Raw genomic sequence first — 12927 nt, 5'->3', positions numbered from 1 at the left:
AGGGGAGAAGGAAACCCGTCTGCGTTTCAGGAGCCACATCATGGGCATGATTCACGAAATCGACTACGGCACACCGGCCTCGAAATCGGAAAAGCAGATAACGCTGACCGTCGATGGCTTCGAGATCACCGTGCCCGAAGGCACCTCGATCATGCGTGCCTCGATGGAGGCAGGCATCAAGATTCCGAAGCTTTGCGCCACCGACATGGTCGATGCGTTCGGCTCCTGCCGCCTTTGCCTCGTCGAGATCGAAGGCCGCAATGGCACGCCGTCTTCCTGCACGACGCCCGTCGCGCCCGGAATGGTCGTCAAGACGCAGACCGGCCGCCTGAAGGACATCCGCCGCGGCGTGATGGAACTTTACATTTCCGACCATCCGCTTGACTGCCTGACCTGCGCCGCCAATGGCGACTGCGAATTGCAGACGCAGGCCGGTGTCGTCGGACTGCGCGATGTGCGCTACGGCTATGAAGGCGAAAACCACGTTTTCAAGAAAAACGACGGTGCCGAAAACTTCAAATGGATGGCGAAGGACGAGTCCAACCCTTACTTCACCTATGATCCATCGAAATGTATCGTCTGCTCGCGCTGCGTGCGCGCCTGCGAAGAGGTTCAGGGCACCTTCGCGCTGACCATCGAAGGCCGTGGCTTCGGCAGCCGCGTTTCGCCTGGCATGCATGAGGCTTTCGTCGAATCCGAATGCGTTTCTTGCGGCGCATGCGTTCAGGCCTGCCCGACCGCGACGCTGACGGAAAAATCCGTCATTCAGATCGGCCAGCCGGAGCATTCGGTGGTCACGACTTGCGCCTATTGCGGCGTCGGCTGCTCGTTCAAGGCTGAAATGCGCGGCGACGAACTGGTGCGTATGGTGCCGTGGAAAGACGGCAAGGCTAATCGCGGCCATTCCTGCGTCAAAGGCCGCTTCGCCTATGGTTATGCGACCCACAAGGAGCGCATTCTCAACCCGATGATCCGCGAAAAGATCACTGATCCATGGCGCGAAGTATCGTGGGAGGAAGCGCTTACCTACACCGCCAACGAATTCCGCCGCCTCCAGTACCAGTATGGCCGCGCGGCAATCGGCGGCATCACCTCCTCGCGCTGCACCAACGAGGAAACCTATCTCGTCCAGAAGCTGATCCGTCAGGGTTTCGGCAACAACAATGTCGATACCTGCGCACGCGTCTGCCATTCGCCGACCGGCTACGGCCTCGGCCAGACCTTCGGCACCTCAGCCGGCACACAGGATTTCGACTCGGTCGAGGATTCCGACGTCATCATGGTGATCGGCGCCAATCCTTCTGCCGCGCATCCGGTCTTTGCCTCGCGCATGAAGAAGCGCATCCGCCAAGGCGCCAAGCTGATCGTACTCGACCCGCGCGTCACGGAGACCGTGGATTCGGTCCACGCCAAGGCCACGCATCACCTGCCGCTGAAGCCCGGCACCAATGTCGCCGTGATCACCTCGCTTGCCCATGTCGTCGTGACGGAAGGGCTATTCGACGAGCAGTTCATCCGCGAGCGCTGCGATTGGTCGGAGTTCGAGGATTACGCGACCTTCGTATCCGACGACCGCCACAGCCCGGAGGAAGTCGAAAAGCTGTCCGGCGTACCGGCACAGAAAATCCGCGAGGCAGCCCGGCTATACGCGACGGGCGGCAACGGCGCGATCTATTACGGCCTCGGCGTGACGGAACACAGCCAGGGTTCGACCACTGTCATCGCCATCGCCAACCTCGCCATGCTGACCGGCAATATCGGCCGGCGCGGCGTCGGCGTGAACCCGCTGCGCGGCCAGAACAATGTGCAGGGTTCGTGCGACATGGGTTCCTTCCCGCACGAGCTTCCGGGCTATCGCCACATCTCGGGCGATGCCGTGCGCGACATCTATGAGAGCCTGTGGGGCGTGAAGCTCGACAATGAGCCGGGCCTGCGCATTCCCAACATGCTGGACGCGGCCGTCGAAGGCACGTTCAAGGGCATCTACATTCAGGGCGAGGACATTCTTCAGTCCGACCCCGACACCAAGCATGTTTCTGCTGGTCTGGCCGCGATGGAATGCGTTGTCGTGCACGACCTTTTCCTGAACGAAACTGCCAACTACGCCCACGTCTTCCTGCCGGGTTCGACCTTCCTCGAAAAGGACGGCACCTTCACCAATGCAGAGCGCCGCATCAACCGCGTGCGTAAGGTCATGGCTCCGAAAAACGGCTTTGCCGATTGGGAAGTGACGCAGAAGCTTGCGCAGGCGATGGGCCTGAACTGGGCCTATACGCATCCATCGCAAGTCATGGACGAAATCGCACAGACAACGCCGTCTTTTGCGAATGTCTCCTATGATTTCCTCGAAAAAATGGGCTCCGTGCAGTGGCCTTGCAACGAGAAAGCGCCGGAAGGCACGCCGATCATGCATATGGACGGTTTCGTGCGCGGCAAGGGCAAGTTCATCCGCACCGAATATGTCGCGACGGACGAAAAGACCGGCCCGCGCTTTCCGCTGCTTCTGACCACCGGCCGCATCCTCTCGCAATACAATGTCGGCGCGCAGACGCGGCGTACCGAAAATGTCATCTGGCATGCGGAAGATCGTCTGGAAGTTCACCCGCACGATGCCGAAAATCGCGGCATCCGCGATGGCGACTGGGTGCGTTTGCAGAGCCGTGCGGGCGAGACGACGCTGCGCGCGCTGATCACGGATCGTGTGTCGCCAGGTGTGGTCTACACCACCTTCCACCATCCCGACACGCAGGCGAATGTCATCACGACCGACTTCTCCGACTGGGCGACGAACTGCCCGGAATACAAGGTCACCGCAGTTCAGATCGGGCCTTCCAACGGGCCGAGCGAGTGGCAGACCGAGTATAACGACCAGGCCCGCCAGAGCCGCCGCATCGTGCGGCCGCTTGAAGCGGCGGAGTAGGATTGTGCTTGAAGTCGGCAGCACCCCCCTCTGGCCTGCCGGCCATCTCCCCCTCAAGGGGGGAGATCAGATAGCAGATCTGCTTTCGCCAACTTCCGAAGTGAAGACCGGACTTCAACACCTGATGATCTCCCCCCTTGAGGGGGAGATCGCCGGCAGGCCAGAGGGGGGTGCACCATGACCCGCTCACGCGACGCCATCACAAAAATCTCACGCCTCGCGCACCGTCCAACCGGAACCACAACCGCCGACCGCATGGTGCCGGAGGAGACGCCGGTGGCACTCTCCTATGCCGGGACGACGCATGCAGTGATGATGGCCTCGCCCGCGGACTTTGAGGATTTTGCACTCGGCTTCAGCCTGACCGAAGGCATCATTGCCTCGGCAAAGGAAATCGAGGCCATCGAGGTCGAAGACCACGGCGCTGGTATCGACATACAGATTCGTCTGAAGGACAAGGCCAATACGCGCTTTCAGGCGCGTCGCCGCAGGCTGGCCGGACCTGTCGGATGCGGGTTGTGCGGTATCGAATCCATCGAGGAAGCGATGCGATCCGTCGATAAGGTCAGCCAGTCGAAATTGACACTCGACGCAGCAGACATCGTCAGCGCGGTTCGTCTTCTATCTAAGGTACAGCCGCTTCATGCGGAAACAGGCGCGGTGCACGCCGCCGGATTTTATATCCCCGGCAGGGGCATAATCGCGGCGCGCGAGGACGTTGGTCGCCATAATGCGCTGGACAAGCTCGCCGGCGCGCTGGCCAAAACTGGAACCGATGGAACGAGCGGCGCGGTCGTCGTTACCAGCCGCGTGTCGGTTGAAATGGTGCAAAAAACTGCCGCCATTGGCGCGCCCTTCATTATCGCCGTTTCAGCACCGACCGCACTTGCCATCAGAACGGCCGATGAGGCGGGCATGACGCTGATTGCGCTTGTGCGTGGCGAAGATTTTGACGTTTTTACACACCCCGAACGGGTATCCACCGGAGCCGCAAGACATGTCGCATGATGAAACCCACCGCGCCAGCACCATCGAAAAGATCGTGCGGATGGCCAATCAGATCGCGACATTCTTCCATTCCAAGCCGCGCGAGGAAGGGCTTGCCGGTGTGGCCGAGCATATCAACAAATTCTGGGAACCGCGCATGCGCAGGCATCTGTTCGAGACTCTCGACAGCGGCGGCGCGGGGCTGGACGAGCTGGTGATTGCCGCCTCGAAAGAAATTCGCCGCCCCAATGCGCCGGATGGCGTGGGGCTTGGTGCGGGCGACCACGCAAATGCAGGCGCGCCCGGCGGGAAAGGTTCTGCTGCCGGGGAATCCACGGCGGAGATCAACGCCTCGCAGGGATAGGTTTGTGAGGTTGGTGCATCCTTCGCGCTAAGCATCGGCCCACCTCCCTCATCCTGAGGTGCGATGTGAAGCCGAGCCTCGAAGGAGGCACCAACCACTAAGCCGCCTGTTTCCACCCTTTGCGTATATGCTTAAATCCATCACGGTAAACCGCTTCCGGGCTTTCGGCGAAATCGCGCCAGACCTTCGTTGCCGCGGCGAGATCCTTCAGGCCGCGCCCGAATGCCTCGATAGTCAGCCAATCGTCGTAGCCGCTCTTGCGGATGGCCGCGAAGGTTTCCTTCCAGGGAACATTGCCCCTGCCCGGCACGCCGCGATCGTTTTCCGAAATATGCACATGCGCGATATGGCGCTTGTTTCGCTTGAACGCACCGATAGGGTCCGTCTCTTCGATGTTTGCGTGGAACGTGTCGTACATTGCCTTAATATGCGGATTGTCGATATCCTTCAAATGCGCGACCAGCGCGTCCATCGTGTTGACGAGATAGCATTCGAAACGGTTGAGCGCTTCCAGCCCGATGGTCACGCCCTGCTTGCCTGCATGATCGCCGATGGCGCGTTGCGACGAAATCGACCGTTTGAACTCTGCAGCGCTCGGACCCGTTCCTGAAAACTGACCAAGGGTCGAATGCAGCGGACCGCTCAGCGTTTTCGCGCCAAGGGCCGACGTGCAATCGATTGCCCATTTCATATAGTCGATGCCTGCCTTGCGGGTGGCCGCATCCGCGCCGATCAAATTCATTGCCGGGTCGCCCATGGCCGAAACCGCCGTGCGCTGGAGTCCGATGCGATCGAGCATCGCGCCTAGCCTCGCATAGTCGTCGGGCTTGCCTTCGAATATCGGGATTTCCACCCCGTCATATCCCGTCGCCTTGATGTCCATCAGCAGCTTTTCGTGTTTTTTCGAAACGCTGGTGGTCCACAAAAACATGCAGAAGCCGATTTTCATTTGTCCTCCCTTACCGCAAACGCGGCCTTCTCCTGCGATCAATCTATCGCAAGAGAATTGGTAGGACCAGATGGCAAAATGAAATCTGTTATGGTGTCAGGTGACGTGCCGACGATTGACCGATTTCGGACGGCCAGCCAGCGAAAGGCTCGTGTCGCGCTTCTCTCGCGTCGCGACAATCCTGCCCTTGGCGATGACGCACAAGCGCTCCGCTCGCAGTCGCAACGCCTCGACCGGGTTGCCCGCATCGAGCACGACAAGGCTCGCGGTCTTGCCGACTTCCAGACCGTAATTGTCGAGGCCCATGATCTCGGCATTGACCTTGGTGACCATATCGAAGCACCGGCGCATATCTTGCGGGCTCGACATCTGCGCGATATGCAGCCCCATAAAGGCGACGTCCAGCATGTCGGCGGTGCCCAGCGAATACCAAGGATCGAGCACGCAATCCTGACCGAAGCCGACACGAATGCCTGCCTTGATCATTTCGGGCACGCGCGTCATGCCGCGCCGCTTCGGGTAAGTGTCGTGGCGGCCTTGCAGCATGATGTTGATCAGCGGATTGGGTATGACGGAGACATCGGCTTCGGCAATCAGCGCGATCAGTTTCGAGACGTAGTAATTGTCCATCGAGTGCATCGATGTGAGGTGCGATCCGGCCACCCTGCCCTGCAGCCCGAGACGCTGCGTCTCATACGCAAGCTGCTCGATATGGCGCGAATGCGGATCGTCCGTTTCGTCGCAATGCAGATCGACCATCAAGCCGCGCTCCGCAGCGATCTCGCAGAGATCGGTCACCGACCGCGTGCCGTCAGCCATTGTGCGCTCGAAATGCGGAATGCCGCCGACGATATCAACACCCATATCCAGCGCACGAATGGTGTTTTCGCGCGCGGTCGGATCGCGATAAAGCCCATCCTGGGGAAAAGCGACGAGTTGCAGATCGATATAGGGCGCGACCTCCTTCTTCACTTCAAGCAGAGCCTCGACCGCCAGAAGCCGATCATCGCAGGTATCGACATGGGTGCGGATTGCCAGCAGGCCCATCGAGACGGCCCAATCGCAGTAATCCAGCGCGCGCTGCTTCACCGCTTCATGGGTAAGTAAAGGCTTGAGTTCGCCCCAAAGCGCGATGCCCTCGAGCAATGTGCCAGACGCATTGATGCGCGGGAGCCCGTAAGACAGCGTCGCATCCATGTGAAAATGCGGATCGACGAATGGCTGCGAAACCAGATTTCCGGTCGCATCGACAATCGTGCCGGCTTCCGCTTCGATCTTCGGTTCGATGGCGGCGATCTTGTCTCCACGGATTCCTATATCGGCGACAGCGCCATCAGGCAGAATGCCGCCACGCAGGATAATGTCGAAACTCATCTTTCGCCTTTCTGGTAGGGGATCATCAGCGCCTTGGGGTAAGTCGCGCGACGGGCGACCAGAACGAGCGCAAGAATGGACAGGATGTAAGGCATCATCAGGAATATCTGATAAGGCACGACGCCGCCGGAAATCTGCTGCAGGCGCACCTGATAGGCGTCGAATGCGGCAAAGAGAATTGCGCCAATCAGCGCCTTACCCGGACGCCAGGAGCCGAACACGACAAGCGCTATGCAAATCCAGCCGCGTCCGTTGATCATCTCGAAGAAGAACGAGTTGAAGGCGGACATCGTCAGGAATGCCCCGCCGATGGCCATAAGCGCGCTGCCGACCATCACCGCGCCGATGCGGATACCGGTGACGCTGATGCCCTGCGCCTCGACTGCCGAAGGGTTTTCACCCGCTGCCCGCACCGCCAGCCCAAGCGGCGTGCGGTAAAGCACCCAAGCCACGATTGCGACCGTGGCGAAGGCCAGATAGGTCAGCGGCGTCTGGTTGAAGAGCGCCGGGCCAATGATCGGAATGTCGGACAGACCCGGGATAGCCAGAGGCTGAAATGGCTCGATCTTCGGCGGCGACGTCACTTCCGGCAATGCCAGACGGTAGGTGAAATAGGTCAGGCTGGTGGCAAGCAGGGTTATGCCGATGCCCACCACATGCTGCGAGAGGCCGAGCGGCACGGTGAGCGTTGCGTGAAGCAGGCCGAACATCGCGCCCGCAAGTGCGGCAATCGCCACGCCAGTCCAGAGATCGCCGCCCGAATAGACGGTGAACCAGCCCGCGAACGCGCCAACTGTCATGATGCCTTCGATGCCGAGATTGAGCACGCCCGCACGCTCGCAGATCAGCTCGCCCATCGTCGCGAAGATCAGCGGCGAAGCTATGCGGATCGCGGCCAACCAGAAGGATGCGGTGAAGAGGATGTCGAACGCGTCCATCATAGGTTTCGCACCAATAGGTGGAGAGGTTCGAGCTCTACGTTGCCCCCCTCTGTCCTGCCGGACATCTCCCCCACGAGGGGGGAGATCGGATGTCGCAGCCGTCCTAGCCAATAACCACCGTTGAAAGATGGAGGCCGAAGGTGAAACTGCCAATCTACCCACCTGTGGGGGAGATGTCCGGCAGGACAGAGGGGGGCAACGTAGAACTCCATGCCTACCTCCACTTAACTTTGAAGCGCGTCAGCAGGATCGCGACGACCATGGTCAGGAGCGACGTAGCGACCATGACTTGCGCAATGTAGCTCGGCACGCCCGCGGTGCGGCTCATGGCATCCGCGCCGACGAAAATGCCCGCGACGAAAATCGCCGATGCGATGACGCCGAGCGGGTTGAGCATGGCCAGCATGGCAACGACGATGCCGGTGTAACCAAAGCCCGGAGACAGATCGAGCGTCAGGTTTCCCTTGAGCCCGGCGACTTCGGAGAAGCCCGCCAGTGCCGCAAGCCCGCCCGAAAGCAGCGCCGTTTTCATCAATACGCGGTTGACCGGAATGCCGGCAAAGCGCGCGGCTTCGGGATTGTGGCCGACAGCACGCATTTCGTAGCCGAGCACCGTTTTTTTCATGACGATCCACATCGCAACCGCTGCGACCAGCGCAATGATGAAGCCGAAATGCAGGCGCTTTCCCTGAATTACACGCGGAAGCTGCGCATCGGCGATGACCCGCGAAGATTGCGGCCAGCCGAGGCCCATCGGGTCTTTAAGCACACCTTCGAGAAGCATAGAGACGAAGAGAAGAACGATGAAATTGAGCAGCAGAGTCGTCACCACTTCATCGACGCCGAACCGCGTTTTCAAAAAGGCAGGCCCGAGCAGAAGAAGCGCGCCGGCAGCCATTGCTGCCAGCATTATAAGCGGGATCAGGATGATCGACGGCAGCGGCAACGCACCGGTGCCCAGCACTACCGTCACGACGCCACCGATATAGAGCTGTGCCTCGGCCCCGATGTTCCAGAGCTTGGCGCGAAAGGCGACCGCGACTGCGAGGCCAGTGAAAATCAGAGGCGTCGCGCGGGTGAGCGTTTCGAGCAGGGCAAATTGCGAACCTGCCGCGCCTTTCGCGACGAGATAGAATACCGAGAATGGTGACGCGCCCGCTGCCAGAACCAATAGCGAAATGATGACCAGCGTGACAGCGATGGCCGCCAGTGGAAACAACAATGTCACGCCGAGCGAGGGTGCAGGTTTTGCTTCAAGCCGCATATGCAAGCCTTGCGTTTGGTCGCGCACCCCTCATCCGACCTCGCTGCGCGAGGCCACCTTCTCCCACAAGGGGAGAAGGAAGAGCGCATTCCCTTCTCCCCTTGCGGGAGAAGGTGCCTGAACGAAGTGAAGGCGGATGAGGGGTGTTCATATTCACGCTGCCTTCTCACCCTCACCATTACCGGCCATCAATTCCCCGAGCTGGCGGATGCTGCGTTCTCCGCGCGCTGAGGGAGACGACAGTTTGCCTTGGGACATCACGAAAATGCGGTCGGAAAGTGCCAGAATTTCTTCCAGATCTTCTGAAATCAGCAATATTGCAGCGCCTCTTTCGCGTGCTTCGAGCAATTTCTTATGAACGTACGAAACCGCGCCGACATCGAGACCGCGCGTCGGCTGGTTTGCCAGAATGACGATCGGATCGGGATCGAGCGCGCGGCCGAGGATCAGCTTCTGCATGTTGCCGCCGGACAGGAGACGAATGCGCGCTTCGGGCGACGGGCATTTCACGTCATAGTCGCGAATGAGACCTTCTGCGAAGCGGCGCGCTTCCGCCCAGTTCAGGAAACCGCGCGTGCTGAAGCGTTCGCTGCGATAGCGCTCGGCGATGACATTCTCGGTCACGCTCATATCGCCGATCGTGCCGACGGCGTGACGGTCTTCCGGGATGCGCGCAATGCCCTGCGCGAGTGCCACGCGCGGCGACCAGTCGCCGACATCAGTGTCCGCAATACGCATTTGACCGGCACTCGGCTGCAAGGTTCCTGCAATGAGTGCCGCCAGCGTTGCCTGACCATTGCCCGATACGCCCGCCAGACCGGTGATCTCGCCGCCGCGCAGTTTGAGCGACAGATCATCAAGTGCGACGCCTGAACCGGATGTCGAGACGTTTTCGAGTACCAGCAGCGGCGCGCGGGTGTTGACGGGCGACACCTCTGCGGCGGCCACTTCCTGTCCGACCATAAGCTCGGCGAGTTCGGCGCGGCTGGAGCCTTTCGTTTCGCGCTCGCCAACCAGCTTTCCGGCGCGCAGAACCAGCACGCGATCGCTGACCGCCATGACTTCATGCAGCTTGTGCGAGATGAAGATGATCGACAGCCCTTCCGCGACAAGAAGCTTGAGAGTGCGAAACAGTGCATCCGTTTCGGAAGGCGTCAAAACCGCGGTCGGCTCGTCGAGGATCAGAATACGCGCGTCGCGGTAGAGCGCCTTGAGGATTTCTACGCGCTGACGCTCGCCGACCGAAAGCGAACCAACCAAAGCATCGGGATCGACCGCCAGCCCGAAACTTTCGGCGATTTCGCGGATGCGTTTCTTCGCCCCTCCCCGGTCGAGGCTTGGGCTGAAAAGCTTTTGCGTGCCGAGCGCGATGTTTTCGAATACGGTCATATTGTCTGCCAGCGTGAAGTGCTGATGAACCATACCGACGCCCGCATCGAGTGCGGCGCGTGGGTCGCCCGGCGTCAGAGACTTACCAAACACTTCGACACTTCCCGCATCGGCCACATAATGCCCGAACAGGATGTTCATCAGCGTGGTTTTGCCCGCGCCGTTTTCGCCAAGCAGCGCAATGACCTCGCCCTTTTTCAGGGAAAAAGAGATGCCGTCATTGGCCGTCATCTGGCCAAATCGCTTGGTGATGCCTTCGAGGCGGAGAACGGGAGTGGACGTCATGGGCGTTTAGGTTCCTTCCTTCTCCCTTTGTGGAGAAGGTGGCTGAGCGAAGCGAAGTCGGATGAGGGGTGTTGACCAGCAAACCCCTCACCCGGATTGCCATTCTCGCCGCTGCGCGGCTCGGGCAATCCGGCCTCTCCCACAAGGGGAGAGGCCAGCGCAGCTTTTAGCTCGACTTCGGCTCTTCGTCGTTCACTTCAACGACGAAACTGCCGTCCTTGATCGCCTTTTCCTTCTCGGCGACCTTGGCCTTCACCTCGTCCGGCACTTTGCCTTCGAACGTGCCAAGCGGTGCAAGCGTGCAGCCGCCTTCTTTCATGAAGGAATAGACGCCGTAATCGGCAGCCTTGAACTTGCCTGCCTTCACTTCGGCAATCGCCTTGTCGAGCGTCGGCTCGAAATGCCAAAGCGCTGACGCGACGACCGTTTCGGGATAATCGGACTGCGTGTCGATGACGTTGCCGATTGCCAGCACGCCCTTTTCCTTCGCGGCATCAGAGACGCCGAAGCGCTCAGCGTAGAGAATGTCGGCGCCGCCATCGATCTGCGCGAAGGCGGTTTCCTTGGCCTTGGGCGGATCGAACCATGAACCGATGAAGGACACCTGGAACTTCGTGTCCGGCGCGGACTCCTTCACGCCTGCCATGAAGGCGTGCATCAGGCGGTTCACTTCCGGGATCGGATAGCCGCCGACCATGCCTATATTCTTCGATTTGGTCATCGCGCCCGCGATGATGCCGGTGAGGTAAGAGGCGTCCTGAATGTAATTGTCGAAGGGTGCGAAATTCGGCACGGCCTCGTCCGGCTTGAAGCTCGAACCCATCAGGAATGCAACGTCGGGATAGTCGCGCGCCACGGCACGCGCTGCCTCTTCCACGCCGAAGACTTCGCCGAGGATGAGCTTGTAGCCCGCCTCGGCATATTCGCGCATGACGCGCTCATAGTCGTTGTTGGTCGTGTTTTCCGAATAGACATATTCGATGTCGCCGCGTTCCTTCGCGGTGTTCGCGGCCTTATGGATGCGGCTGACCCATTGCTGCTCGACCGGGACGGTGTAGACGGCCGCAACTTTCAGCTTTTCCTGCGCGAAAAGCCGTACGGGAAAAGCGGCGGTGCCCGCCAAGAGAGCACTGGCTCCGGCAGCTTTGAGAATAGTACGGCGAGAGACTTCAGGAACCACCGGAAAAACCGTGTTTTTTGGCATTATGACCACCTCTGGATGAGTTTGAACGCTGACTGCAGATCCCGTCTTTTATCGTTTGGTCAACGTTAGGCGAATTCCCCAAAGCGGGCAATCTGCCGGGTGGGATTGTCCACCACCGGCTTCGGTAGTCGATGTCGCAGACACCCACTGCAAATTCCTATTTTGGTCAGACCAGATTTGATAAACCACTACTTGCGAGGCAAAATCAAATGCGGTACGACTTTTAAATAGCCTGATTGGTCCAACCAGATAAAAGACTGGGAGCCTTCAGGGAGGAGACGCGGCTTCGCCTGCGGCGAAGCGATCATAGGCGAAATACGAGAAGGGAAGACCATGCATCTTTCGACGCATAACTGGATGCGCGCCGAGCCTTTGGCAAAGACGCTCGCCCGCATCAAGAAGTACGGATATGAGAGCATCGAAATTTCCGGCGAGCCGACGCAGTACAATGTCACCGAAACCCGCGCGCTGCTGAAAGAACATGGCATTCGCTGCTGGGGTGCCGTGACCTTGACGCTTGGCGAGCGAAACCTCGCGGCAAAGGACGAGGGCCAACGCGCGCGCTCCGTCGATTACGTCAAAAGCGTCATCACCATGGTCAGCGAGCTGGACGGCCAGATCATAACGCTCGTGCCCGCGACTGTCGGCAAGGTCGTGCCAGATGGCACCGAGGAAGAAGAATGGAAATGGGTGGTCGATGCCACCAAGGAATGCTTCGCGCATGCGCAGAAAAAAGGCGTGCGGATCGCCATCGAGCCTCTGAACCGCTTCGAGACATATTTCTTCAACCGCGCTTCGCAGGCGCTGGCGCTTGCCGATGCGGTAAGCCCGGAATGCGGCGTCTGCCTTGATGCCTTCCACCTCAACATCGAGGAAGAAGACATGTATGACGCCATCCGCCTTGCCGGAAAGCGGCTGTTCGATTTCCATGTCGCCGACAATAACCGCTTTGCTGCGGGCCTCGGTCAACTCGACTGGCCGAAGATCATCGGCACGCTGAAAGAGATCGGCTATGACGGTGCCGTCACCAATGAGTTCGTCGCACCCGTCGACCGCACGCCAGCGAACAAATATCCAACCATGGTCGAACGCAATCCCGTGGACATCCCACCCGAGCAGCTCAAATTCATCCAGGACCACGGATCGAGCCTGCTGACGGAAGATTTCTACGACGACCAGATGCGGATTACGGCCGAAACCATCCTGCCGCTCATCAAGTAAACGGCCGCAGTTTTCGGCATATCAGCTTC

Annotated in this window: 10 protein-coding genes; 4 read left to right on the top strand and 6 right to left on the bottom strand. The window is 59.8% G+C overall.

Going from position 1 to position 12927, the window contains the following annotated elements; genetic code table 11:
• Positions 1–40: 40 nt before the first annotated feature.
• The 3 genes from fdhF to ABFT80_RS17910 all read left to right on the top strand — a co-directional run bounded on the left by fdhF (position 41) and on the right by ABFT80_RS17910 (position 4271).
• Complete coding sequence (gene fdhF / locus ABFT80_RS17920) at positions 41–2920, top strand: formate dehydrogenase subunit alpha (RefSeq protein WP_347973384.1); 2880 nt, start codon at positions 41–43, stop codon at positions 2918–2920.
• Positions 2921–3097: 177 nt separating this feature from the next.
• Entirely contained in the window at positions 3098–3928 is an 831-nt protein-coding gene (gene fdhD / locus ABFT80_RS17915; protein ID WP_347973288.1) for a formate dehydrogenase accessory sulfurtransferase FdhD, read from the top strand.
• Positions 3918–4271 (top strand): formate dehydrogenase subunit delta, encoded by a 354-nt coding sequence (locus ABFT80_RS17910; RefSeq protein WP_347973287.1) that lies wholly within the window; start codon positions 3918–3920, stop codon positions 4269–4271. The genes fdhD and ABFT80_RS17910 overlap by 11 nt, the downstream gene beginning before the upstream one ends.
• Positions 4272–4368: 97 nt before the next feature.
• Here ABFT80_RS17910 and ABFT80_RS17905 read toward each other — a convergent pair whose 3' ends face one another.
• The 6 genes from ABFT80_RS17905 to ABFT80_RS17880 all read right to left on the bottom strand — a co-directional run bounded on the left by ABFT80_RS17905 (position 4369) and on the right by ABFT80_RS17880 (position 11677).
• Positions 4369–5220, bottom strand: a complete 852-nt coding sequence (locus ABFT80_RS17905; protein WP_347973286.1) for a sugar phosphate isomerase/epimerase family protein — start codon at positions 5218–5220, stop codon at positions 4369–4371.
• Positions 5221–5316: 96 nt separating this feature from the next.
• Complete coding sequence (locus tag ABFT80_RS17900) at positions 5317–6594, bottom strand: amidohydrolase family protein (RefSeq protein ID WP_347973285.1); 1278 nt, start codon at positions 6592–6594, stop codon at positions 5317–5319.
• Positions 6591–7532, bottom strand: coding sequence for an ABC transporter permease (locus ABFT80_RS17895; RefSeq protein ID WP_347973383.1), 942 nt, complete (start codon positions 7530–7532; stop codon positions 6591–6593). Before ABFT80_RS17895 ends, ABFT80_RS17900 begins: the two co-directional genes overlap by 4 nt.
• A gap of 217 nt (positions 7533–7749) precedes the next feature.
• A complete protein-coding gene (locus tag ABFT80_RS17890) occupies positions 7750–8799 on the bottom strand; it encodes an ABC transporter permease (RefSeq protein WP_347973284.1) in 1050 nt (349 codons plus the stop codon).
• Positions 8800–8952: 153 nt separating this feature from the next.
• Positions 8953–10473, bottom strand: coding sequence for an ABC transporter ATP-binding protein (locus ABFT80_RS17885; RefSeq protein ID WP_347973283.1), 1521 nt, complete (start codon positions 10471–10473; stop codon positions 8953–8955).
• Between the two features lie 166 nt (positions 10474–10639).
• Positions 10640–11677 carry a BMP family protein gene (locus ABFT80_RS17880; RefSeq protein WP_347973282.1) on the bottom strand — a complete coding sequence of 346 codons (1038 nt, stop codon included), beginning with the start codon at positions 11675–11677 and terminating at the stop codon, positions 10640–10642.
• Positions 11678–12010: 333 nt separating this feature from the next.
• On the opposite strand from ABFT80_RS17880, the gene ABFT80_RS17875 reads away from it, so the two are divergent.
• Positions 12011–12898, top strand: a complete 888-nt coding sequence (locus ABFT80_RS17875) for a sugar phosphate isomerase/epimerase family protein (protein ID WP_347973281.1) — start codon at positions 12011–12013, stop codon at positions 12896–12898.
• Positions 12899–12927 lie beyond the last annotated feature (29 nt).

It is taken from the genome of Foliimonas ilicis (assembly GCF_039939195.1).
GTDB lineage: Bacteria > Pseudomonadota > Alphaproteobacteria > Rhizobiales > Rhizobiaceae > Foliimonas > Foliimonas ilicis.
Note: the sequence above shows the minus strand (reverse complement) of the source record. Positions and strands in the feature narration are given on the sequence as shown.